Source organism: Sphingomonas sp. KRR8, from assembly GCF_023559245.1.
In the GTDB taxonomy this organism is placed as follows: domain Bacteria; phylum Pseudomonadota; class Alphaproteobacteria; order Sphingomonadales; family Sphingomonadaceae; genus Sphingomicrobium.
Window position 1 is genome coordinate 1,079,619 of the sequence record NZ_CP097462.1, and the last position, 22,674, is coordinate 1,102,292.

Genomic DNA, 22,674 nt, shown 5'->3' on the forward strand with positions numbered 1-22,674 from the left:
GGCGGATACGCCATGGATGTGAAGAAGATCGCGCTCTTGTTCGGAGCGCTCCTGGTCGCGGTGGTCACCGCCGTCATGGCCAAGAACATGTTCAGCGGCGCATCCGCGCCCCAGGCGCAGGCCGCGCAAGTGCCGATGGGTCCCAAGATCCTCGTCGCCAAGAAAGCGCTGCCGGTCGGCACCATCGTCGACGCGGAAAGCTTCACCTTTCAGCCCTGGCCGTCCGAGCTGGTGCAGAACGCCTACTACCAGGAAGGCCAGCCCGACTCCGACATGCGCAAGCTGATCGGCACGGTTGTCCGCAATCCGGTGACCGCTGGCCAGCCGCTGACCCGCGGCAACCTGGTCGGCCCGCAGGATCGCGGCTTCCTTGCCGCGGCGCTTGGCCCGGGCATGCGCGCCGTTACCATCCCGGTCGACGGTCGCACCGGCGGCGTCGGTGGCTTCATGTTCCCGGGTGACCGAGTCGACCTCGTCCTGACCCAGACGGTCGCGGGCGGTGGCGACGGTCCGCCGCTCAAGGTGTCCGAGACCATCGTTCGCAACCTGCGCATCCTCGCCATCGACCAGAAGGTCGACCAGGCCAAGGACGACAAGGGCAATCCGGTGGTCGCCAAGGCCGACACCATCACGCTCGAGGCGACGCCGCGGCTCGCCGAGAAGATTGCGGTGGCGCAGAGCCTCGGCACTCTCTCGCTGTCGCTGCGCTCGATCGCCGACAACACCGCCGATTTCGAGCGGGCAGTGGCCGAGGGCCAGGTCAAGATGCCGGCCAATGCGACGCCAGCGGATGAGCGCAAGATGATGCTCGCCTTTGCCAGCCAGCCGCTCGACAACGGCAGCACCTACAGCACCGGCGGCGATGTCAGCCGGTTCCAGCGCCGCACGGTGCCCGGCAAGGCCGGTGGTGAAATGATGCAGGCCGCTACCCGTTCGCTCGACAAGATGAGCAGCGCGCTCGGCAGTCTCGCTAGCGGCGGTTCCAATGCCAACGCCGTTCCGGCCGGACCGACGGTCCGCGTCGCTCGGGGAAACACCGTGAGCTACGTTCCAGTGGGGGCACGTTAAATGACCAGCCGTAAGATCGCTCGCCAGTCCCGCCTCGGCGTCGCCGCCGCGGCCCTGGCCCTCAGCCTGGGAACGACGGTCCTTGCCGCCGCCCCCGCTGCCGCCCAGTCGCGCGCCGCTCGTCCGGCCGAGACGCTCAACCTCAGCCAGGGCACGGGGACCATGGTCCGCCTGTCCGCGCCGATGACCGACCTGTTCGTCGCCAACGACCAGATCGCCGATGTCCAGGTCCGTTCGTCGAACCAGCTGTATATCTTCGGCAAGGGCAAGGGTGAGACCACCGTCTATGCCACCGACCGCGGTGGCCGGGTGGTCTATGCCGCCAACGTCCGCGTCGGCACCAATGTCGGTTCGGTCGACGACATGCTCCGCATGGCAATGCCCGACGCCAACATCCAGGCGACCCCGATGAACAACCTGGTGCTGCTGACCGGAACGGTCGCCAGCCCGGCCGATGCGGCCGAGGCCCAGCGCCTCACCGCGGCCTACGTCGGCGACGGCACCCAGGTGGTCAGCCGCATTCGCACGGCCACCCCGCTGCAGGTGATGCTCAAGGTTCGCGTGGCCGAGATCAACCGCTCGGCGCTCAAGAAGGTCGGCGTCAACCTGCTCGGCCGCGATGCCAAGCCGGGTGGAACCCTGTTCGGCATCGGACAGGGCAATCCGGGTCAGCTCAATGGCGGCTCGGCAGTCGGCGACCGAACCTTCAACATCGCATCGCAAGGCACCACGCTCGCCCTGGCCGGCAAGATCTTCGGGCTCGACCTGCTCGGTACCGTTGATCTGCTTCAGAACGACGGGTTCATCACGACTTTGGCCGAGCCGACGCTGACCGCGCTATCGGGCGAAACCGCCAGCTTCCTGGCTGGTGGCGAGTTCCCGATCCCCGTATCGCAGTCGCTGGGTTCGCTCAGCATCGAGTACAAGCAGTACGGTGTTGGCCTGGCCTTCACGCCGATCGTGCTCGCCGACGGCCGCATTTCGATGCGGGTCCGTCCGGAAGTCAGCGAACTCAGTGACGCGGGTTCCGTGAAGCTCAACGGCTACACGATCCCGGCGCTGACCACCCGCCGCGCGGAAACGACGGTGGAGCTCGGCTCCGGCCAGTCGTTCATGCTGGCGGGCCTGCTGCAGAATCGGAACAACAACTCGATCCAGAAGGCGCCGTTCCTCGGCGACATCCCGATCCTTGGCGCGCTGTTCCGCTCCACCAGCTACCAGCGCAACGAGACCGAGCTGGTCATCATCGTCACGCCGTACCTGGTGCGGCCGACGTCCGGCCAGCTGACAACGCCGGCAGACGGTTATCGTGCGCCGAGCGACCCTGAGATGATCCTTGAAGGGCAGACCTTCAAAGGCGTTTCCGGTCCGCGTTCCGCCACCCCGGTGCCCGGGCCCGGCATGTCGGTGTCGACCGGCGCCGCGGTCGCCGGCGCGCCGCGTCCCACCGCCGTCGCTGCCGCGCCCGGCTTCAAGCTCTGATGCCGCTGGCCTCGCAAAAGGAACAGATGATGCGCACCAAACTCACCCTTGTCGCTGTTGCCGCGGCGATGACCAGCGCCTGCGGTTATACTAAGCAGGACCAGCCGTCGCGCGGGGTCGTCCCGGTCAACGTCCCGGTAGTCACCCGCAGCGACTTCAGCTTCGACGTCGCCGCGCCGGGCGGCCAGCTGCCCTCTTCGGAGGCCGGCCGGCTCGACGCCTGGTTCCGTGGCCTGCAGCTCGGCTATGGCGACATCATTTACGTTGATGGTCCGCTGGCTCCGTCGGTTCGAGCCGACGTCGGCCGCGTGGCCGGGCAATATGGTCTGCTGGTCGCGTCGTCCGGTGCTCCGATAACTGCTGGCGCCATTCCGGACGGCTCGGTCCGGGTGGTGGTCAGCCGCACTCGCGCCAGCGTTCCCAACTGCCCGAACTGGAGAGATCCGGCCAACCCGAATTTCCAGAACCGCACGATGTCGAACTTCGGCTGCGCGGTGAACGGCAACCTGGCCGCGATGATCGCCAATCCCGAGGATCTCGTTCACGGCCGTGAGCCAAGCGGGGTCGCTGACCCGGCGCAGGCTGCCCGCGCCATTGAGACCTACCGGACCAAGCCGCAGACCGGAACGACCGGTCTGCCGGCCGTGACGACTTCGAAGAGTGGAGGCTAAGTCAATGAACGCGCCTTTTCATGCCCGCGCTGGGTTGCGGGACCCGTTCCAGGCCTTCGTCTGCGACGACGCCACTGCCGACATGCTGCGGCCGGTTGCGGTGGAGCACGGCTGGTCGCCGGAGAAGGTCAACAAGGGCGGCCTGCGCAACGCGGTCCAGTCTCTGTCCGTCTCCGCGAGCCCGAACATCCTGTTCGTTGACCTCTCGGAATCGGCCGATCCGCTGAACGACATCAACGCCCTGGCCGAGGTTTGCGAACCTGGCACGGTGGTGATCGCGTCCGGCCAGGTCAACGATGTCCGCCTCTACCGCGACCTCGTCGCCAGCGGCATCCACGACTATCTGCTGAAGCCCTTCAGCGTCGATCAGCTGCGAGACACGCTGACCCATGCCCAGACCATCCTGGCTGGTCCGCGTGGCGAGGCGCAGGTCGATCGGCCGCACGTCATGACCGCCGTTGTCGGCGTTCGCGGCGGCGTCGGCGCCTCGACCATCGCCACCTCGCTGGCCTGGCTGCTGGGTGACAAGGCCCATCGCTCGACGGCGCTGCTGGACCTCGACATCCACTTCGGCACCGGCGCGCTGGCGCTCGATCTCGAGCCCGGCCGTGGTCTGACCGACGCGATCGAGAACCCAAGCCGCATCGACGGCCTGTTCATCGAACGCGCCATGGTTCGCGCCAACGAGCGCCTCAGCGTGCTGTCGGCCGAAGCGCCGATCAACCAGCCGCTGATGACCGACGGGACGGCTTTCTTCCAGCTCCAGGAGGAGATGAAGAACGCCTTTGAATCGACCGTCATGGACCTGCCGCGGCAGATGCTGATCCAGTATCCGCACATGGTGCACGATGCCCATGTCGCGGTGGTGGTCAGCGAACTGACGCTGGCCGCGACCCGCGACACGATCCGGCTGCTTGCCTGGCTCAAGGCCAATGCTCCGCAGACCAAGGTGATCGTGGTTGCCAACCGGATGCCGTCCGGCGGCGCGCTCGAAATCAACCGCAAGGATTTCGAGCAGTCGATCGAACGTCAGATCGATCTCGTCATCGCCGAGGATGGCAAGCTGTCGGCGCAGGCCGCCAAGCTTGGCAAGCCGGTCGCCGAGGTCGCCTCCGGCAAGGCGGCGGCGCCCTACATGGCGCTGTGCAACATGGTGCTGAGCCACGCCAGCGAAGAGGGCGCGGAAGCTCCCGGCAGCAAGCCGGCGGCTGCCGGCGGCAAGTCGCTGGTGGGCGGTCTCAAGGCGATGCTCGCCAAGCAGCCGAAAGCGGCGTGAGTGGATGGCGGTCGCCAAACCGGCGATCGCCTCCTCTACTTAGGAATGAGGAACTGAACCGATGCAGATGCTGGTGATCCTTGGCGGAGCGATGCTCTTGGTCCTGGCGATGCTCGTGTTCGCCTTCCGCGGCCCGTCGCCCGCGAAGGAGGTCAAGCGCCGCATGGAGCTCCTGAAGGAGCGCCATGGCGGCACTCCGCTGCAGGCCTCCGCTCAGGCGCAGATCCGCAAGCTCATGGCGCAGCGCCAGAATCGGGTCGAGAACGCCTTCAGCTCGCTGATCCCCAGGCCGGCGCTGCTTCGCCAGCGGCTGGAGCGCACGGGAAAGAACTGGACGCTCGGCCGCTACGCGATGGTCAGCTGCGGCATCGTGGTCGTCGCCGCCTTGCTGTTCGCCATGCGCGGAATGCCGTTCCTGCTTTCGCTGTTCCTCGGCCTGTTCGTCGGCATCGGCCTGCCGCACTTCGTGATCGGGAAGTTGATCACCCGCCGAGTAGCCAAATTCAACACCAACTTCCCCGATGCGATCGAGTTGATGGTTCGTGGTTTGCGCTCTGGTCTTCCGATCACGGAAACGCTGAGCGTGGTGGCCGCGGAGATCACTGGCCCGGTGGGGATTGAGTTCCGCTCCGTGTCCGACAAGATGAAGATCGGACGCACGATGGAGGCCGCACTCCAGGAAACGTCTGACCGGCTCGGCACGGCGGAGTTCCAGTTCTTCGTGATCACCCTTGCGATCCAGCGCGAAACGGGTGGTAACCTTGCCGAAACGCTCAGCAATCTTGCCGACGTGCTTCGCAAGCGCGCGCAGATGAAGCTGAAGATCAAGGCGATGAGCTCGGAATCAAAGGCTTCGGCGATGATCGTGGGCGCCCTGCCCTTCATCGTCTTCGGCCTCGTGATGATGATCAATCCCAAATATATGGGCGGCTTCTTCGTTGATCCCCGCCTGATCGTGGCTGGCCTTGGCGGCCTGTGCTGGATGAGCATTGGCGTGTTCATCATGGCCAAGATGATCAACTTCGAGATCTAGGGGGCTTCGAACCATGCAATCCGGTGCTTCTGGCCCAACCCTCCTCGGTGTCGACGTCATATTCGTCGCCACCATCCTGTCGGCGGTCGCGACCTTTGCGGTTCTCCTCGCAATCTATGCGGGCATGACGGCGCGCGATCCCATGATCCGCCGCGTCAAGGCGCTCAATGAGCGGCGCGAGCAGCTCAAGGCCGGCATCGTCGCGTCCACCAACAAGCGCAAGAAGCTGACCAACAAGAATGCCGCCGCCGACAAGGTCCGCGGCTTCCTGGGCAACTTCAAGATGCTCCAGGACGACCAGATCCAAAAGACGCAGCAGCGGCTGATGCAGGCGGGAATCCGCACGAAGGACCTGGCGTTTTTCGTCATTCTCGCCCGCTTCCTGGCGCCGCTGGTGCTCGGCAGCCTGGCCATCCTGTTTGTTTACGTGCTGCAGGTCTTTCCGCTGTGGGGCGCCTTCAAGAAGTATGCGCTGGTCGCCGGAACCATCGGCCTTGCCTACAAGGCGCCGGACCTGTGGCTCAGCAACAAGGTCAAGAAGCGTAGCCATGAAGTTCGCAAGGGCCTGCCGGACGCGCTCGACCTGCTGGTGATCTGCGCCGAGGCGGGTCTTACCGTCGACGCTGCCTTCGCCCGCGTCGCCAAGGAACTTGGCCGGGCCTACCCGGAACTCGGCGACGAATTCGGCCTGACCTCCATCGAGCTGGGCTTTCTTGCCGAACGTCGCCTGGCCTTCGAGAATCTGGCGATGCGTATCGACCTTGAAGCCATCCGCGGCGTGGTCACCACCATGATCCAGACCGAGAAATACGGTACGCCGTTGGCCAGTGCGCTACGCGTTCTGTCGGCGGAGTTCCGAAACGAGCGCATGATGCGCGCCGAGGAGAAGGCAGCCCGACTTCCGGCGATCATGACCATCCCGCTGATCCTCTTCATTCTGCCGACCCTGTTCGTGGTCATTCTCGGACCGGCGGCCTGCAAGATCAGCGACAACTTCCTCAATCGCCACTGATCGGCGCCGCCGCGCAATGAGGGGCCGGAGGGCTCGTCCGGGACACTGGACGAGCCCTCCCTTTATGGGCCTTTGTGGAACCTCCCCGTCCGTTTGACGTCTAGTCGTTACGGACTCAGCACAGGGAAACCATCGACCATGACGACCTTCAGCCCCGACCAGTGGGTGATCATTGGCCTTGTGTTCGTCCTCGGGCTGCTGGTCGGCGCTTGGGCGACCAGTGGCGGACGGCGCAAGTGGCGCACTCGCTACAACAGCGAACTCGAGCAGCGCCGCGCGCTTGAAAAGACCCACCAGGAGCGGGAAGCGCACTGGACCGTGCGCGAGAAGGAATGGCGCGAGCAAGACTCCCTGCGCGCCGCGGCCGCGCGTGACCGCGTGGTCGAGCGGCCGGTGGTCGCCGAGCGCCGTCCGGGCGATATCGACGGCGACGGAATCCCAAACCGCGCCGACGCCCGCCCGCTCAACGACGAGCGTTACTGAACACTTCGCCGCCCCGGCCTTCGCCGGGACGGCGATTATCCCTCGATCTTCGAGAAGTCGGCGACCATGTGGACCGCGGCGCGGAAGCGGGCGAGGAGGTTGAGGCGACGCGCGCGAACCTCCTTGTCGGGGTCGTTTACCGTCACCTGATCGAAGAAGGCGTCGATCGGCGTGCGCAGCGAGGCGAGCGCGCCCATCGCGCCTGCGAAGTCCTCGCGCGCCACCGCCGCAGCGGCGGTCGGCTCGGCGGCTTCGAGCGCGGCGACCAGCGCCTGTTCCTCGGCCGGCGCATTCGCATTGTGCGGCGAGCCCAGCGCCATTTCGGCGATGGCGGCGGCGATCGCCGGCTCCTCGACCAGCGCCAGCGGGTCTTCCTCGCCGGTCTGCGGCATCCCCTGCTCGCCCCGGGTCGCCATCACACGCGGCAGGTCCCAATCTTCTTTCTTCAGGATGTTTGCGGCGCGCTTGTAGCCAGCCAGCAGGTTGCGCCCGTCCTCTGTCTCCACAAACGCCTGCAGGGCCCTAACCCGGGCGAGGAGGCGAACGAGGTCGTCCTCGCTTCCGAGCGCGAACACAGCGTCTATCAGGTCGTGCCGCACGCCCGCCTCGCGCTGCTGGACGGTGAGCCGGTCGGCAAAGAAGACACGGAGCCTCGCGACGGCGGGCGCAATCTGCGCCTCATAAATCTCTTCCCATTTTGCGATCGTGCGGGACTTAGCCTCCTCCACAAGATCTTGCTGAGGCGTCTGCAAAGCGAAACCAGCCCGTTCAGTTGCTGTGAGCATCTCATGAAACGCCTCAACGTCTGCCATCCCGACTTCTCTGCCAAGAAGGCTGGTCATCGGCGTAGTCAGAGCAAATGAGAGATCGAGGCGAAGCTGATTCTCAAGAATCAGGCCGACCACCCCCAAGGCTGCGCGACGGAGAGCAAACGGATCTCGCGAACCGCTTGGGAGTAATTCCTTCACGAAGAACGTGGCGATCGTGTCCAGCTTATCCGCCAGGCTCACCGCCACCGTGACTGGCGCAGTCGGCACCTGGTCGCCCTGCCCCACCGGCTTGTAGTGGTCGCGAATTGCCTCGGCGACTTCCTTCGGCTCGCCCTGGGCCGCCGCGAGATAGCCGCCAATCACCCCTTGCAGTTCCGGGAACTCGCCGACCATCCCGGTGACGAGGTCGGCCTTGGCCAGCCGCGCAGCGCGTTCCGCCAAGTCCGGGTCCGCGCCCTTGACCACGCCTTGCTCGACCAGCCACCGGGCAAGCTTCGCCACGCGCTCGACCTTGTCTGCCACCGTGCCGAGCTTCTCGTGGAACACGATCTGGCTCAGCTTCTTCGCCTGCTTCTCCAGCGGAACCTTGAGGTCCTGCTCCCAAAAGAACCGCGCATCGCTCAGGCGCGCGGCCAGCACCCGCTGGTTGCCGGCGATGATCGCGGCACCGCCGTCGCTGGCCTCAATGTTGGCGGTGCAGATGAAGGCATTGGCGAGCGCGCCCTCGTTGCCACGCAGCACGAAATACTTCTGATTGACCCGCGCGGTCAGCTGGATCACCTCGGGCGGCACGTCGAGATAGTCCGCGTCGAAGCGGCCGAGCAGCGGCACCGGCCACTCCGTCAGCCCGGCATTCTCCGCGACCAGCCCCTCATCCTCGACCAGCTCCAGCCCGACTTCAGCCGCCAATGCCTGCGCCCGCTCACGAGTGATCGCCCCCCGCTCCTCAGGATCGACGATTACGTGGCAGGCCCGCAGCTTCTCGGCATAGTCGCTAGCGCCGCCGAGGGTGATCCGCCCCGGATGATGGAAGCGGTGGCCGACCGTGGTCGCGCCGCTGAAGATTCCGTCGATTTCGACCGGTACGATCTCGTCACCCAGCATTGCGACGATGCCGTGCAGCGGCCGCACCCAGCGCAGGCTCGCCGTGCTGGCACTCGCTTCTCCCCAGCGCATCGACTTGGGCCAGGGAAAACCGCGTACGATCCGCTCGACCGCGGGGCCGAGCACCATGCTGGTCGCCTGCCCCGGCTTGTCGATTACCGCGAACCACACGCCGTCGCGTTCAAACAGCTTATCCTGTGTCAGTCCCGTCTTGCGCAGGAAGCCCTCAAGTGCCTGAGGCGGCGCCGAGCTGCGCGGGCCCTTCACTTCCTCCGACACCGCGGCCGTCGCCAGTGGCAAGCCGCGTGCGATCAGCGCCAGTCGGCGTGGTGTGGCGAAGGTCTCGATCGCCTCCGCGGCGAGCCCGGCCTTGTCGAGCTCCTCCGCGAACATCCGCGCCAGGTCATTGCGCGCCCGCGTCTGCATCCGCGCGGGGATTTCCTCGCTGAGCAGCTCCAGCAGGAAGTCGGCCGTGCCGGTCACGCCGCGACCTCCTGACCTTCCATCCACTTGGCGCAAGCCGCCTTGGCGAGGTCGCGCACCCGGCCGATGTAAGCCTGCCGCTCCGCCACCGAGATGACCCCGCGCGCCTGCAGCGTGTTGAAGATGTGACTGGCCTTGATCGCCTGCTCATAGGCCGGAATGGCCAGCCCCGCCTGCAACGAATTCTCGCACTCCGCGGCTGACTTGCGAAAGCCATCGAACAGAGCCTCGGTATTCGCCACCTCGAAGTGCCATTGGCTCATCTGTCGTTCGTTCTCGAGGAAGACGTCACCATAGGTCACGCCCTCCTTGTTGAACTTGAGGTCGAACACATTGTCGACGCCCTGGATATACATGGCGAGCCGCTCCAGCCCGTAGGTCAGCTCACCCGCAACCGGCAGGCAGTCGAAGCCGCCGACCTGCTGGAAGTAAGTGAACTGGGTCACCTCCATCCCGTCGCACCAGACTTCCCAGCCGAGCCCCCAGGCGCCGAGCGTCGGGCTTTCCCAATCATCCTCGACGAAGCGGATATCGTGCGCCGTCGTGTCCACTCCGATGGCCGCGAGGCTTTCGAGGTAGAGCTGCTGAAGGTTCGGCGGGCTCGGCTTCAACATAACCTGATACTGGTAGTAAGCGCCCAGCCGGTTCGGGTTCTCGCCATAGCGGCCGTCCGTCGGCCGGCGGCAGGGCTGGACGTATGCGGCCTTCCACGGCTTCGGTCCAAGAGCGCGGAGAACGGTCGCGGGATGAAAGGTTCCTGCCCCCATTTCGAGGTCGTAAGGCTGCAGGATGAGGCAGCCCTTGTCCGACCAATAATGGTGGAGGGTGAGGATCAGGTCCTGGAAGCTTAGTGGCTCGGTCACGGGCCGGGGCAATGGCATTGCCTTCAACGATTGCCAAGCCGCCCCTACATGGTCCGTTAAGAGCTATCCCCCGATGGAGACTGCATGCGCTTGAAAACTTTGTTCCGCCGGGGCCTCGCCGCACTTGGCCTCGCCGCGACGGCCGTCGCCTGCACCTCCGCCACGACCAGCGCGGCACCGGCGGCTGCGCCACGCCCGGCGCTGTGGCGTGTTGCTGACAACGACACCACGATCTACCTGTTCGGTACCATCCACCTGCTGCCGAAAAATTATCAGTGGCGAACGCCCAAGTTCGACCAGGCGCTGACCAGCGCCAACGGCCTTGTAGTTGAGACAATCATCGACCCAAAGAATCTCGACTCCTTCCGCGCGGCGTTCACCCAGCTTGCGATCAGCCCTGGCCAGCCGCCGCTCGTTTCTCGGGTGCCGGCCGACAAGGTCGCCGCGCTGCAGGCCGCGGTGCGCGCCTCGGGCGTACCGATGGAGGCTTATGACCGGATGGAGACCTGGGCCGCGGCCTTCACTCTGATCACCTCGCAGTTCCAGCAGATCGGCCTCCAAGGTGAGGACGGCGTCGAGATGACCCTCCGCGATACATTCACCTCTGCCGGCAAGCCGATTGGGCAGCTGGAGACCAACGCCGAGCAGTTCAGCTATTTCGACCGTCTGCCCGACCAGGCGCAGCGCGACCTGCTGCTGTCTGCGCTTGAGGACCCAGCGGCGGCTCGCAAGGAATTTGACGGAATGCTGGCGTCGTGGACGCGCGGCGACGTCAAGGGCATGGCCCGCAGCTTCAACGGCGAGATGGATCATTCCCCGGCGCTCAAGGATGCCCTGCTGGTTCAGCGCAATCGCAATTGGGCCGGCTGGGTCGAGCGCCGCATGGCGCAGCCCGGGACGGTGTTCGTCGCCGTCGGCGCCGGCCACTTGGCGGGTCCTGAGTCAGTGCTCGCCATGCTTCAGAAGCGTGGGCTTCGGGTCACTCGAGTCCAATAATTCACGCAAGGCTTTCAGCCGCTTGACGCTGCACGGGAGGACCGACACACTCCCCTCCTGAAAGCAGCGGCTGGGGGGTCGCGTCATATGGTGATGAGCATTGGAAGGCTCCGGCGCGATGGCGTGCGGAGAGTGCTGAGGCACGCCCTGGTGAGTCTCGCGGTGGCCCTTGTTGCCACGCCCGCTTGCGCAATCCCCGCGCCAGCGCCGGTCATTGATGCGCAGCTCGCGCGGCCGGCACTTTGGGTGGTCGGTGACGATGACACGATCATCTACCTGTTCGGTACCTTCCACGCGCTGGACGATCGCATTCCCTGGTTCGACCATGCGGTGCGCGCCGCTTTCGAGGGCTCCGACGAGCTCGTGCTCGAGACGCTCGTTCCAGACAGCCCCGAGGCCTTTCGCGCAGCGCTGGCCCGGTATCGGCCGTCCGCCACGCCAGCTGCCGGCCTGATGGGGGCGCACACGGCAATGACCGCTGCGCGAAGCGTTGGCCTGTCCGCGCGCAACGGAGCGGACGAGGTACTTCAGCGCGCCGCCGTGGCCGAGCGCAAGCCGGTGATCGGGCTGGAGAAGTTCGAGGCGCAGCTGGCGATGTACGATCGCCTGCCTGGGCGGACACTTGCCCCAGCGAGCACGAGCGCCGCCGCAACTCCCGATCCGGCGGTCGCCGCGTTCATGCGCCAGCTGGTTGCGGCATGGACAAGCGGCGATCCCCGCACCTTTGAAGCGGTGGTGGACGCCGTTCAGGCGCAGAGTCCGGAAAGCTATCAATTGCTGTTCGCGGAGCGCAATGCGACCTGGGCGAACTGGATCAGCGAACGGTTGAAGCAGCCCGGCATTGTCTTCGTGGCCGTCGGAACGGGTCATCTGGTCGGCCGCGACAGCGTCCAAGCCCAGCTCGCCGCCCACGGCATCCGCAGCGCTCGGGTGAACTGAGGACGTCAGGCCAAGGCGCATTTGCCTTTGCTGCCCTGCTCCGCTAAGCGCGCGACCGCTGCTCATGGTCATCCCTGGAGGCGTGGGCAGACGAGAAACTTATCAAAGGAATGCACGCATGAGCGAACAGCTGACGCTGCCCGCCGAGACGCGCGACCGGGCTGGCAAGGGAGCCTCCCGGGCACTGCGTCGCGATGGACGGGTACCCGCCGTGGTCTACGGCAACAATCAGGACGCGCTGAGCATCCATGTTGAGGAAAAGCTCCTCACCAAGATGCTCTCGACCGGTCACTTCATGAACACCGTCGTGATGATCGACGCCGGTGGCCAGACGCTGCGGACCCTGCCGAAAGACGTGCAGTTCCACCCGGTTAGCAGCCGCCCGACCCACGTTGATTTCCTCCGCATTAGCGAACACAGCAAGGTCACCGTCGCGGTGCCGGTGCGGTTCGACAATGAAGAGGCGAGCCCGGGCATCAAGCGCGGCGGCGTGCTCAACGTCGTCCGCCACGAGCTGGAGCTCAACTGCGATGCGGCCGAGATCCCTGACGAGGTCCACATCGATCTCGCCGGCCTCGACATCGGCGACAGCATTCACATCTCGGCGGTCAAGCTTCCGAATGGCGTGGAAAGCGCGATCAGTGATCGCGACTTCACCATCGCCACCCTCGTCGCTCCGTCCGCGATGAAGAGCGAGGAAGGCGATACGCAGACCGACGCCGCGGACGAGACCGTCGAAGGCGAGTAAGCCTGCGCTGACTTCAAGTGAACCGCTCGCCCGAACGACCGGGCGAGCGGTTTTCTTTTGCCCTCGCGGACCGCTAACGAGGTCCCATGCAGATCTGGACCGGCCTCGGTAATCCCGGCACGCAATATGCGCTGCACCGGCACAACGTCGGCTTCATGGCGCTCGACGCCCTCCATGCCGTCTACAGTTTCGCGCCCTGGACGAAGAAGTTCCGGAGCCTCGTGAGCGAGGGGCGGATCGGCCGGCATCGCGTTCTGCTGCAGAAGCCGCAGACATTCATGAACGACAGTGGCGATGCGGTTCAGCAGGCGCTCGGCTTCTTCAAGCTTGGCGACGAGGCGCTGACCGTATTCCACGACGAACTCGACCTTGCGCCGTTCAAGGTGAAGGTCCGAACCGGCGGCGGCCTTGCCGGGCACAATGGCCTGCGCTCCATCAACGCGTCGCTCGGTCCAGACTTCCGCCGGGTGCGGATCGGGATTGGCCATCCCGGGCACAAGGATCGGGTGACCGGCTACGTTCTGGGCAACTATGCAAAGAGCGAGATGGAGGACCTGTCCGACCTGCTCGGAGCGCTTGCCAGCGAGGCCGAGTGGTTGGCCGATGGCGATGATGTCCGCTTCATGAGCGAGGTGGCCCGGCGACTGCACCAGGACGACTGACACTTTACGCGAACCTTAACCTTGTCCACTTAGCAAAGCTGTCATGTTCGCCGGCAACTCCGATCAGTGGCAGTCGACCCGCCGTGCCCCGGCGTGGACGCTCGCCATTGGTCTCGCGCTGCTCGCGGCCTTGATCCAGGGCACGTTGATCCCGATCGATGCCGATATCAGTTGGTTGATTACCGTCAGCGAACGGGTTCTCCAGGGACAGCGGCTCTATGTCGACGTCGTGGAGGTCAATCCGCCCGCCTCCGTCTGGCTCTACTTGCCGTTCGTGGCATTGGCGAAGCTGCTGCACCTGCGCGCCGAAGCCGTGATTGTCGCGGCCTGCATCGGCGGTGCGCTGCTATCTCTATGGGGAACGTTGCGGCTCAGTTCGCGCCTGCCGCAGCCGCCAAGCCCCGTGGCGCTGACCGCCAGCCTCGGCTTCGTCACGCTGATCCTGCCCGGCGGACTGTTCGCCCAGCGTGAGCATGTCGCGCTGCTGATTGCCCTGCCGGTAATCACGGCGATTGTCCTCCTTGGCGACCGGGGCCGCCTGCCCGGCCGGACGGCCGTGCTGGCAGGCCTTGGCGCTGGCCTCATCATGGTGATCAAGCCGCACTTCGCGCTTGCCCTGCTGCTCCCTGCGATCGGCGCGACCCGCAAGCTTCGCTCTCCCGCACCGTTTCTTCTGCCAGCACTCGCCGCGTTGGGAGTTCTCGGCCTCTACGCGCTGGCGGTCCTTCTGTTCGAGCCCACGTTCCTTTCTCTGCTGCCGATGCTCGCCGCGACCTATCTCCCGATGGGCCCGCCGTGGTTCCACTATCTCTTGAGCTCGCTCCTGATTGTCCCCGCGGCGTTGATCGCTGGCGTCGTGCTGCTCCAGGCGCGGCCCGGCAACGGGCTGGTCGTGGGCTGGCTGCTTGGCGGGGTCGGCTTCGCACTGGCGGGACTGCTCCAGTGGAAGAATTACGCTAACCACGCCTTCCCCGGCGTTGCCCTGTGCCTTGCAGCGCTTCTGCTGCTGCTGATCAGCGGCGCGAGCGAGCGCGCCCGGCGCTTGCCTTTCCGCCTCGGCATGGGGGTCATGTGCGCCGCCCTCCTATACCAGACGTGCACGATCCAGCCCCCTCCGGGGCTCGCCGCCGCCATCGTGCGCGCCGGCCCATCCCACCCGAAGGTCATCACCCTTGGAACGCAGCTGGTCACCGGGCACCCAGCGGTCCGCCATGTCGACGGCCACTGGGTCGGTCGCCGCGCGGCGCTCTTCACCGCGGCCGGGGCACTCTACGTCGGCCTCGACAAACCTGGCATCCGCCACTGGTATGACGAAGACCTCGCCATCTTTGCTGCCGATGTCCGCGCCAACCGGCCCGATATCGTGCTGGTCGAGGACGAGAACCGCCGCTGGCTGTTGAAGGAGCCGCTGATCCGAGCCGTGATGAGCGACTATGCGCCGGTCGCGCGCGCTGGCGAGGTGGCGGTCTGGCGCCGACGCTGAGGGGCGTCTAAGCGCGCAGCCATGTCGCGCACTCTGTTCGTCACGCCGCTGTACGAGACCGAGGTTGGCCAGGCCGCGCTGTGGCAAGAACTTTCCCACTCAATCCGCAGCCTTGCAGAAGATGACATCGCCGGTCGCCGCTGGTGCCGCGAGCATGGCTACAAGGGCTACACCAGCTACGCCTCTCTCGACGATCTACCCCGGCGCGACCCGGTGATTGCCGATCTCGCCAAACTTCTCACCCGTCACGCTGCAAGCTTCGCCAAAGAGCTCGCCTGGAACGTGAAGCCCAAGATTGACAGCTTGTGGGTCAACCTCCTGAAACCTGGAGGTCACCACACCGCGCACATCCATCCCCACAGCATTCTGTCAGGCACGCTCTACGTGGAGGTCCCGGAAGGCAGCGGCGCCATCCGGTTCGAAGATCCCCGCTTGGCGATGATGATGGCCGCCCCCACTCGATCGCCCGACGCACCGGAGCCGCTAAGTTCCTTCGTCACGGTGCAGCCGGCGCCCGGCACCCTGCTGTTATGGGAAAGCTGGCTTCGGCACGAGGTCCTTCCCGGTACTGGCAAGGGCGAACGGTTGAGCATCAGCTTCAACTTCGCGTAAGGGGCCACGCGAACACACCCGTCATTGCGAGCGCAGCGAAGCAATCCAGTGCACTGGATCGCACCGTCGCTGCGCTCTTCGCAATGACGACAGGACCACCGGAGAACACCCATGGGCTTCCGCTGCGGCATCGTCGGGCTGCCGAACGTCGGCAAATCGACCCTCTTCAACGCGCTGACTGAGACTCAGGCGGCGCAGGCCGCCAACTATCCCTTCTGCACGATCGAGCCGAATGTCGGCCAGGTCGCCGTTCCCGACCCGCGCCTCGACAAGCTGGCGTCAATCGCCGGCTCGGCCAAGATCATCGCCACCCAACTTGGCTTCGTCGACATTGCGGGCCTGGTGAAGGGCGCCAGCCAAGGCGAGGGCCTCGGCAACCAGTTTCTCGGCAACATCCGCGAGGTGGACGCCATCGTCCACGTCCTGCGTTGCTTCGAGGATGACGATATCCAGCACGTTGCTAACAAGGTCGATCCGCTGGCCGATGCCGAAACGGTGGAGACCGAGCTGCTCCTCGCCGACCTCGACAGCCTTGAGAAGCGCGTCCCCAACCTCGTCAAGCGCGGACAGCAGGGTGACAAGGAATCGAAGATCGCCGCGTCAGTGCTCGGCCAGGCGCTCGAGCTGCTGCGCGAGGGCAAGCCCGCTCGCCTGACCCAGCCCAAGGACGACGAGGAAGCCCGTGTCTTCTCCCAGGCCCAGCTGATCACCGCCAAGCCGATCCTCTACGTCTGCAACGTCAACGAGGACGACGCCGCCAACGGCAATACGCTGTCCGAGCAGGTCTTCGCCAAGGCAAAGGCCGAGGGCGCCAACGCCGTCGTGGTCTCCGCCGCGATCGAGGCCGACCTCATCGGCATGGACATGGACGAGCGGCTCGCCTTTCTCGAGGAGATGGGCCTGCACGAGACCGGCCTCGCCCGCGTGATCCGCGCTGGCTACGACCTCCTCCACCTCATCACCTTTTTCACCGTCGGCCCGAAGGAAGCGCGCGCCTGGACGGTCGAGAAGGGCGCCAAGGCCCCGCAGGCTGCGGGCGCGATCCACTCCGACTTCGAACGCGGCTTTATTCGCGCTGAGACCATCGCCTTCGACGACTATGTCGCGCTGAATGGCGAGTCGGGGGCTCGCGACGCCGGCAAATTGCGGCAGGAGGGCAAGGAATATGTCGTACAGGACGGCGACGTCATGCACTTCAAATTCAACGTATGAGGCCGCAGATAGCGGGCTGCACGAGGCAGCCCGCGCAACTTCAGCTGTTTAGCGCACCGATCCGCGACACCGCCTCACCAAGCAGCTGCGCCCAGTAGAAGCGCGCCCGCACGGCGTCCGGCGTGCCGCGATCGTAGCGCGGCGCATCGAGCACTTCGCGGACCTTCCGGCGAAAAGCTTCCGGCTCGTCGGCGATATGCACGTGAGGCAGTCTTTTAGCCTCCTCGAAGCCGCGGAAAGCCTTGGTCGTGCCGACGATCGAGCACCCCGCCTCAAGCGCTTCGGCGGTCTTGAGGTTGGACCCTTCCCCCTCGACGATCGGCAGCATGATCACATGGGCGGCGGTGACGAGTGCCTGAAGTTCGCTCTTCTCCATCAGTCCCATGACTTCCATCCGGCTGCGATTGACCGCCGCATACGCCTCGAACCCCTTGATCTGATCGATCAGGTTCGAGACGCCACCAACCACGATCACTCGCTCGTCCGGGCGGAGGAAGGTCAGGCCCGGAGTCATCATCTCCCAGAAGCCGCTGGCGTTGGGAATGTGCGCGCTACTCACGAAGACTGGGAACGGCGCACCGAAGAAGTGCCGCCACGCCTCAACCCTCGCCGGCTTGCAGGCAAAGGGCTCAACCCCGTTGCCGGCCACCACCACCTCCGGACAGCCCGCGACATGGTCGCGATAATAATCGGCGTCGGCGGTGGTGCACGCAATGACCAGGTCGGCATGACGCACCGCATCATGCTCAAGCTGCTCGATCTCGTGCACCAGGCGTGCGCGATCCTGCGGGCTGATCTTCGCCTTGTCGAGGATGCCCCGCTTCAGCCGGAATTCCACGTTGTGGGATGAATAGACCAGCTTGCTGCCCCCCTGAGCGTCCGCAAGCTTCCGCGCTACCTGCATGAGCCAGGGATGCTCACTGATGATCACGTCGGGGCGGTGTTCGGCAGCGGTTCTCGCCAGTGATCCGAACGCTTGCCCATCCTCGGCCGCGTAGATGCCGGACAGATAGTCCGACAGAAAGTCGATCTCGCTACGCCAGAAGGGGCTGTCCGGTGCGAAGATGACGTCGTCCTGGCTGTCGGACTTGTAAGCGTCCTTTGGGTAAACGGCGACCGCCTTGACCTCGTGACCAGCCCTGCGCAGCGCTTCGGCCAGCTGCCGCGCACGGATCTGCCCGCCGTGCTGCGGCTTGGACGTGGGATAATTCGTTAACTGCAGGATCTTCATCACGCGACCAGGAAGTGAGTGCAGAAATCGTCGGCGAAGTCGGCCCAGGTTCGCTTGAAGTGCCCATCCTCCAGCCTGGCTTCCAGGGCCGAGCGATAGGGAAGGTCGTCGAGCAGGCGGACGATCTCGCCCTTCCAACCCAGGAAATCGAGCGGATGGTAGCTTGGCATCTTGCCCTGTGTCGCCTCAATCAGCGCCCCGGTTTTCGACACGACACATACCCTGCCAAGCGCTGCTGCTTCAGTGGCGGCAAGCCCCCAGCCCTCGAAGTAGCTGGGGAAGACGGCGAAGGCGCTCCGCTGGTAAAGCGCCATCAGCAGCGCGTCGCTGATGCCCTTGCGCCACTGGATCTTCCCGGCCTTCGATACCGCCATCCGTTCGGCCGAACGAAGCAGATCGCCGCTCCCCCAGCCCTTCATTCCGACCAGCAGCAACGTCGGGCAATTCTCGCCCCGCTCGGCGTAGAGATCGCGCCAGATGTCCAGCAGCAACTGGTGATTCTTGCGGGGCTCGATGGTGCTTACGTAGATGACGTAAGGACCCGCCTTCTCGATCTCCTCGAGAACAGACTGCTCCGTGGCATCGAGCTTGGTCGGTTCGGCCGCAGGAACGGGTGCAGCCAAGGGGACCACCGTCACTGGGGGCGCAGTGCTCGTGAGCCCCTCGTCAGCCCAGAAATCGCGAAGTGACTGGGCGGAGACTTCAGAGATGGCGAACACCCCGTGCGCCAACCGTGCCAATGCCCGATAGTGGTGATTGAACTGGTCAAAGAATTCCGGCCCCGGCGTGAACTCGGGATAGAGCAGCGGGATGAGGTCGTAGCACGCTGAAATCAGCACTCGCTTCGATCCGTAGAGCGCCTCGATCTTGTCGGGAACCTCGAATGACCAGTCACTCCCAACGGAAATGACCTTGTCGTTGGCGGAGGGGGTGAAGGGCTTCAGATATCGGTGGATGTTGACCGTCTTGCTGCCGGTCTCGCTTCCATCCACCCAATCGTCCGACATGATCTGCCGGAACAAGTGCTGATCGACCGTCAGCAGCCGCCCGGTGGGGTAATCGAGGTAGGTCGGGACTAGCTCCTTGCCCAACCGGCCATACGCCGCCTTGATGATCTCGCGCTCGACCCGGACGATACCGACGGGCCGCTCGCGCCAGTTCGCCGACGTGGTGATGTTGATAACGAAACGGCGGCTCATCGTTGGTCGTCCATGAGAACGCGGTTGCAGAATGCCTCGCCGACGTCCGCCCAGGTAAGAGGCCGATAATTTGCCGCGATGCTGGCTTCCAGCGACTGGCGGTAGGGAACATCATCAAGCAATCGCTCGATCTCCGCCTTCCACGCGGGGAAGTCGAGCGGGTGATGAGCCGGCATCAGTCCCTGCGTCGCCTCGCCCAGCGAGCTGTTGTTGGCGATCACGCAGACCTTGCCGAACGCCATGGCTTCGGTCGCGGCCAGCCCCCAACCCTCATAATGGCTTGGGAAAACGGTGAAGGAGCAATGGTGGTACAGATGGGCAAGCAGCTCGTCGCTGACGTGATGCAGCCCGGTGATCTTGCCACCGCGGTAAGCCGCCATCCGGCTGGTCCGTTGCAGCAGGTCTTCAGTGCCCCACCCGCGCATTCCGACGAACACGAACTGCGGGCAGTCGACGCCCCGCTCCTCCCAAAGCTCGCGCCAGATATCGAGCATAAGCTTGTGGTTCTTCCGCGGCTCGACCGAGCTGACGTAAAGAACGTACTCACCCTTCACGAACACGTCGCGAAGGACGCCCCGCTCCCGCTCGTTGAGCTGGGGTAGGTCCGACGGGGCACAGAAGCTTGCCAAGGGAACGGTCGTAACCGGCGGCGGTTCGCGTTCCAGACGGGCGCTGTCCCAGAAGCCGAGCAGGTCGCGCTTCGTCGCCTCCGAAATGGCCCACACCTTGCTCGCACCATGAGCCATGTCGACCAGATGATGCCGGAACTCGCTGCCGATCTCCTCGCGCACGAGGAATTCGGGAAACTGCGTGGGGACGGTGTCGTAGCAGGCGAGAACCGCCTTCGCCTCGAACCGGCGGAGATAAGCCAGGACCTGGTCGACGGGCGCGTGATCCCAGTCGAGACCGAGTGAGATGTAGGTGTCTCCGGGCCGAATGATTGGCTCGACAAACTGGCCGGGGTCGTACTCCAGCATTGGAGAAGCGGGATCGCACCAAGCGGGTGTCAGGATCCGCTCCGCATGGACCGACGGCAGCTTCTTCAAGCAGCGGCTGCTCTTGTCCCACAATACGAAGTCGACATTTCGAAAGCGCTGTAGATGGGCTGCAATCTCGCGCTCGACCCGCACAATCCCGACCGGATGGGTTCGCCAGTGATTGCTGGTCGACAGGTTGAAGATGAAGCCGGAGCGGGGATCACCCAAGGCCTCATCGGGCTGCGACCGACCCACACTCTCCAGGATATATTCAAGCTGCAGCAGCTTGTCCTGGATGACATTTCCCTTGCCGTGAATGGCGTTGAGCAATTCCTCGTGTCGTGCGCGGATATGGTGGTCCAGCTCCGCCAGCAACGACGCAGGCGGCGAAGGGGTACTTGGCAGCGGTGCCATGCTGCGCGCACGGCGCGGGGCTTTTATCACACGGCTGAGCAGCGGGTGGTCGTGTCTGAACACCGCTTCGATGACATCCGTCCTTTGAGGACGAGCCTTGGCCTCCGCTGAATGGTAGAGGTCCGAGATGACCTGCAGCTTGTTCTTCTTGCGCTCCAGCAGCGACAGGTAGTGCTTGATCCCGGTCGGATCAGGCGAACGGCCGAGGAGAGCTTCAAACACGGCCGCAATGAAGCGCTCCTGCTCAAGCGAGAGCAGCCACTCGAGCGAACCGTGGTCCAATCTTGCCGTCGACTCAGCCATCGCTCTCTTCTGTTTTCTCTTGCAAAACGCGGAGCTTGCGCTCGTTGGCCGTAAGACCAGCTGCGCCGACCCGGCGAGAACCGAAATTTGCCCGAGCCATTGATCAGTCTTGCGAAATGATTGTGTCGCCAAGCATCTGACGATCTTGGTCGAGCCCCCGCCGCCGTCATTTGCCGAATACGCCGCGCTTCGCAACGGGTTTGCCGCACAATGCGACCGAAGTCGCGAACCGGCGTTTCTCAGGAGTGAGCAGAGCGCCAGCATCAACCCGGATCGGCACTGCTGGCTGGAGCATCGCCAAGAACTGTGCTTCCTCCTTCCCTGTCGAGGGGAGCGCGCTCGAGCGTTATGCGACGAAACTCACTGCGGCGGAGATCAACAGCAGCTTTCATCGGCCTCACCGGCTCTCGACCTGGGAGAAGTGGCGGGACAGTGTGCCCGATGGGTTCCGCTTCTCGGTCAAGCTGCCCAAGACGATCACTCACGAGCGGCGACTGGCCGACTGCGCCGACCTGCTGCCGACGTTCATCGAGCAGGCCAGCTTGCTTGGCTCCAAAATGGGCGTTCTGCTGATTCAGCTGCCGCCGAGCCTCGCGTTTGATGCTGACCTCTTTCGCCACTTCGTAGAGCTGTTGCGGGGCTTGTCTCCGGCTCTGCTTGCCTGTGAACCGAGGCACCCGAGCTGGTTCGAGACCGAGTGCGACGCGCTGTTGGCCGAGCTGCGCGTAGCGCGAGTCGCGGCCGATCCGGCGCGGGTACCAGAAGCAGCCGAACCGGGCGGGTGGACCGGACTGCGCTACTGGCGCCTGCACGGCTCCCCAGTAATTTACCGCTCCAGCTACGGCGACCGCCTCGTCGATTATGCCGACCAGATCGCCGCGGACGCCGGCGACCGCTGGTGCATCTTCGATAACACGGCGAGCAGCGCAGCGACGGGCGATGCACTGGCCTTGCAGCAGGCCCTAGCCAGCAAGTCACCGTCACCAATGACCTGACCTGCAGCGACATTGATCTCGAAGGCGAGCTGAACCACGCCGACAAGGCGAGTTCAGTCTCCGTCAAACTGGAGCAGGGAGTGCGTCTCGATGTCCTCTTCCCTCAGCTTCTCTGCGCCACCCAGCGCCGGCAGATCAACGACGAAGCGGGCGCCGGTCACCTCGCCGCCGGCTCTGCGCACCAGGCGCGCTGCCGCCAGCGCGGTCCCGCCCGTGGCAAGCAGGTCGTCGACAACGAGCACCTTGGCGCCCGGCGTGAAGGCGTCGACGTGCATGGCCAGCCGGTCACTGCCATATTCCAGCGCATAATCCTCGGCGATCGTCCCACCAGGCAACTTTCCATCCTTGCGAATGAGCAGCAGCCCGCATCCCAGCCTCACCGCCAACGCCGCGCCGATCACGAGGCCGCGCGCTTCAATGGCGGCAATCAGGTCCGGCCGGTCAGAAACGGTGTCTGCAAGCCGTTCGACGGTGGCGCGAAGGCCAGCGGGATCGAGGAGAAGCGTCGTGATGTCGCGGAACTGGATTCCGGGCCGGGGATGGTCGGGGATGGTGCGGATCAGCGCGCGCAGGTCGGTCATTCCCGCGTCATTGAGAGCAGTGAAGCGGCGAAGCAATCCAGGGCTCGTTCGCGCGCGCTCGGCCGCTCCGCCTGAGC

General features: G+C 65.0%; 21 protein-coding genes. 15 read left to right on the forward strand and 6 right to left on the reverse strand.

Annotated features, from left to right (window positions below):
* Window positions 1–12 precede the first annotated feature (12 nt).
* From cpaB to M8312_RS05425, 7 genes are all read left to right on the forward strand, one after another.
* Complete coding sequence (cpaB, locus tag M8312_RS05395) at window positions 13–1,068, forward strand: Flp pilus assembly protein CpaB (protein ID WP_250119353.1); 1,056 nt, start codon at window positions 13–15, stop codon at window positions 1,066–1,068.
* Entirely contained in the window at window positions 1,069–2,550 is a 1,482-nt protein-coding gene (locus M8312_RS05400) for a type II and III secretion system protein family protein (protein ID WP_250119354.1), read from the forward strand.
* Window positions 2,551–2,576: 26 nt separating this feature from the next.
* On the forward strand, window positions 2,577–3,221 hold the full coding sequence (locus M8312_RS05405; RefSeq protein ID WP_250119355.1) for a CpaD family pilus assembly protein: 645 nt from the start codon (window positions 2,577–2,579) through the stop codon (window positions 3,219–3,221).
* Window positions 3,222–3,225: 4 nt separating this feature from the next.
* Window positions 3,226–4,497, forward strand: a complete 1,272-nt coding sequence (locus M8312_RS05410) for a pilus assembly protein CpaE (RefSeq protein ID WP_250119356.1) — start codon at window positions 3,226–3,228, stop codon at window positions 4,495–4,497.
* Between the two features lie 61 nt (window positions 4,498–4,558).
* On the forward strand, window positions 4,559–5,530 hold the full coding sequence (locus M8312_RS05415) for a type II secretion system F family protein (RefSeq protein WP_250119357.1): 972 nt from the start codon (window positions 4,559–4,561) through the stop codon (window positions 5,528–5,530).
* Window positions 5,531–5,543: 13 nt separating this feature from the next.
* Complete coding sequence (locus M8312_RS05420) at window positions 5,544–6,542, forward strand: type II secretion system F family protein (protein WP_250119358.1); 999 nt, start codon at window positions 5,544–5,546, stop codon at window positions 6,540–6,542.
* A 138-nt stretch (window positions 6,543–6,680) separates the two neighbouring features.
* A complete protein-coding gene (locus M8312_RS05425) occupies window positions 6,681–7,025 on the forward strand; it encodes a hypothetical protein (RefSeq protein ID WP_250119359.1) in 345 nt (114 codons plus the stop codon).
* A 35-nt stretch (window positions 7,026–7,060) separates the two neighbouring features.
* On the opposite strand, the gene glyS is transcribed toward M8312_RS05425, so the two are convergent.
* Both glyS and M8312_RS05435 read right to left on the reverse strand, forming a co-directional pair.
* A complete protein-coding gene (gene glyS, locus M8312_RS05430) occupies window positions 7,061–9,325 on the reverse strand; it encodes a glycine--tRNA ligase subunit beta (protein WP_250119709.1) in 2,265 nt (754 codons plus the stop codon).
* A 53-nt stretch (window positions 9,326–9,378) separates the two neighbouring features.
* Window positions 9,379–10,245 carry a glycine--tRNA ligase subunit alpha gene (locus tag M8312_RS05435; protein WP_250119360.1) on the reverse strand — a complete coding sequence of 289 codons (867 nt, stop codon included), beginning with the start codon at window positions 10,243–10,245 and terminating at the stop codon, window positions 9,379–9,381.
* A gap of 84 nt (window positions 10,246–10,329) precedes the next feature.
* Between M8312_RS05435 and M8312_RS05440 the strand changes: the two genes are divergently transcribed.
* The 7 genes from M8312_RS05440 to ychF all read left to right on the forward strand — a co-directional run bounded on the left by M8312_RS05440 (window position 10,330) and on the right by ychF (window position 16,897).
* The gene (locus M8312_RS05440; protein WP_250119361.1) at window positions 10,330–11,241 is read left to right on the forward strand and encodes a TraB/GumN family protein; all 912 of its coding nucleotides are present in this window, start codon (window positions 10,330–10,332) and stop codon (window positions 11,239–11,241) included.
* A gap of 132 nt (window positions 11,242–11,373) precedes the next feature.
* Window positions 11,374–12,180 (forward strand): TraB/GumN family protein, encoded by an 807-nt coding sequence (locus M8312_RS05445; RefSeq protein ID WP_250119362.1) that lies wholly within the window; start codon window positions 11,374–11,376, stop codon window positions 12,178–12,180.
* A gap of 118 nt (window positions 12,181–12,298) precedes the next feature.
* On the forward strand, window positions 12,299–12,928 hold the full coding sequence (locus M8312_RS05450; protein ID WP_250119363.1) for a 50S ribosomal protein L25/general stress protein Ctc: 630 nt from the start codon (window positions 12,299–12,301) through the stop codon (window positions 12,926–12,928).
* Window positions 12,929–13,014: 86 nt separating this feature from the next.
* Window positions 13,015–13,590, forward strand: coding sequence for an aminoacyl-tRNA hydrolase (gene pth, locus M8312_RS05455; RefSeq protein ID WP_250119364.1), 576 nt, complete (start codon window positions 13,015–13,017; stop codon window positions 13,588–13,590).
* A 43-nt stretch (window positions 13,591–13,633) separates the two neighbouring features.
* Complete coding sequence (locus M8312_RS05460) at window positions 13,634–15,073, forward strand: glycosyltransferase family protein (RefSeq protein ID WP_250119365.1); 1,440 nt, start codon at window positions 13,634–13,636, stop codon at window positions 15,071–15,073.
* Between the two features lie 21 nt (window positions 15,074–15,094).
* A complete protein-coding gene (locus M8312_RS05465) occupies window positions 15,095–15,685 on the forward strand; it encodes a TIGR02466 family protein (RefSeq protein WP_250119366.1) in 591 nt (196 codons plus the stop codon).
* Between the two features lie 111 nt (window positions 15,686–15,796).
* Window positions 15,797–16,897 (forward strand): redox-regulated ATPase YchF, encoded by a 1,101-nt coding sequence (gene ychF / locus M8312_RS05470; protein ID WP_250119367.1) that lies wholly within the window; start codon window positions 15,797–15,799, stop codon window positions 16,895–16,897.
* A 40-nt stretch (window positions 16,898–16,937) separates the two neighbouring features.
* Here ychF and M8312_RS05475 read toward each other — a convergent pair whose 3' ends face one another.
* The 3 genes from M8312_RS05475 to M8312_RS05485 are packed head-to-tail and all read right to left on the reverse strand — an operon-like array spanning window position 16,938 to window position 21,021.
* Window positions 16,938–18,128 carry a glycosyltransferase family 4 protein gene (locus M8312_RS05475; RefSeq protein ID WP_250119710.1) on the reverse strand — a complete coding sequence of 397 codons (1,191 nt, stop codon included), beginning with the start codon at window positions 18,126–18,128 and terminating at the stop codon, window positions 16,938–16,940.
* Window positions 18,128–19,327 carry a glycosyltransferase gene (locus tag M8312_RS05480; protein ID WP_250119368.1) on the reverse strand — a complete coding sequence of 400 codons (1,200 nt, stop codon included), beginning with the start codon at window positions 19,325–19,327 and terminating at the stop codon, window positions 18,128–18,130. Before M8312_RS05480 ends, M8312_RS05475 begins: the two co-directional genes overlap by 1 nt.
* The gene (locus tag M8312_RS05485; protein ID WP_250119369.1) at window positions 19,324–21,021 is read right to left on the reverse strand and encodes a glycosyltransferase family 4 protein; all 1,698 of its coding nucleotides are present in this window, start codon (window positions 21,019–21,021) and stop codon (window positions 19,324–19,326) included. Before M8312_RS05485 ends, M8312_RS05480 begins: the two co-directional genes overlap by 4 nt.
* Before the next feature lie 245 nt (window positions 21,022–21,266).
* Between M8312_RS05485 and M8312_RS05490 the strand changes: the two genes are divergently transcribed.
* Window positions 21,267–22,016 carry a DUF72 domain-containing protein gene (locus M8312_RS05490; RefSeq protein WP_250119370.1) on the forward strand — a complete coding sequence of 250 codons (750 nt, stop codon included), beginning with the start codon at window positions 21,267–21,269 and terminating at the stop codon, window positions 22,014–22,016.
* Between the two features lie 53 nt (window positions 22,017–22,069).
* Here M8312_RS05490 and M8312_RS05495 read toward each other — a convergent pair whose 3' ends face one another.
* Window positions 22,070–22,597 (reverse strand): adenine phosphoribosyltransferase, encoded by a 528-nt coding sequence (locus M8312_RS05495; protein WP_250119371.1) that lies wholly within the window; start codon window positions 22,595–22,597, stop codon window positions 22,070–22,072.
* Between the last annotated feature and the right edge of the window lie 77 nt (window positions 22,598–22,674).

Coding starts and splice junctions, on each gene's coding strand:
- M8312_RS05485 (WP_250119369.1), bottom strand. CDS start 21,021: ATGGCTGAGTCGACGGCAAGATTGGACCACGGTTCGCTCGAGTGGCTG.
- M8312_RS05425 (WP_250119359.1), top strand. CDS start 6,681: ATGACGACCTTCAGCCCCGACCAGTGGGTGATCATTGGCCTTGTGTTC.
- M8312_RS05465 (WP_250119366.1), top strand. CDS start 15,095: ATGTCGCGCACTCTGTTCGTCACGCCGCTGTACGAGACCGAGGTTGGC.
- M8312_RS05450 (WP_250119363.1), top strand. CDS start 12,299: ATGAGCGAACAGCTGACGCTGCCCGCCGAGACGCGCGACCGGGCTGGC.
- M8312_RS05405 (WP_250119355.1), top strand. CDS start 2,577: ATGATGCGCACCAAACTCACCCTTGTCGCTGTTGCCGCGGCGATGACC.
- M8312_RS05400 (WP_250119354.1), top strand. CDS start 1,069: ATGACCAGCCGTAAGATCGCTCGCCAGTCCCGCCTCGGCGTCGCCGCC.
- M8312_RS05460 (WP_250119365.1), top strand. CDS start 13,634: ATGTTCGCCGGCAACTCCGATCAGTGGCAGTCGACCCGCCGTGCCCCG.
- M8312_RS05495 (WP_250119371.1), bottom strand. CDS start 22,597: ATGACCGACCTGCGCGCGCTGATCCGCACCATCCCCGACCATCCCCGG.
- M8312_RS05475 (WP_250119710.1), bottom strand. CDS start 18,128: ATGAAGATCCTGCAGTTAACGAATTATCCCACGTCCAAGCCGCAGCAC.
- ychF (WP_250119367.1), top strand. CDS start 15,797: ATGGGCTTCCGCTGCGGCATCGTCGGGCTGCCGAACGTCGGCAAATCG.
- M8312_RS05480 (WP_250119368.1), bottom strand. CDS start 19,327: ATGAGCCGCCGTTTCGTTATCAACATCACCACGTCGGCGAACTGGCGC.
- cpaB (WP_250119353.1), top strand. CDS start 13: ATGGATGTGAAGAAGATCGCGCTCTTGTTCGGAGCGCTCCTGGTCGCG.
- glyS (WP_250119709.1), bottom strand. CDS start 9,325: ATGCAGACGCGGGCGCGCAATGACCTGGCGCGGATGTTCGCGGAGGAG.
- M8312_RS05415 (WP_250119357.1), top strand. CDS start 4,559: ATGCAGATGCTGGTGATCCTTGGCGGAGCGATGCTCTTGGTCCTGGCG.
- M8312_RS05440 (WP_250119361.1), top strand. CDS start 10,330: ATGCGCTTGAAAACTTTGTTCCGCCGGGGCCTCGCCGCACTTGGCCTC.
- M8312_RS05420 (WP_250119358.1), top strand. CDS start 5,544: ATGCAATCCGGTGCTTCTGGCCCAACCCTCCTCGGTGTCGACGTCATA.
- pth (WP_250119364.1), top strand. CDS start 13,015: ATGCAGATCTGGACCGGCCTCGGTAATCCCGGCACGCAATATGCGCTG.
- M8312_RS05410 (WP_250119356.1), top strand. CDS start 3,226: ATGAACGCGCCTTTTCATGCCCGCGCTGGGTTGCGGGACCCGTTCCAG.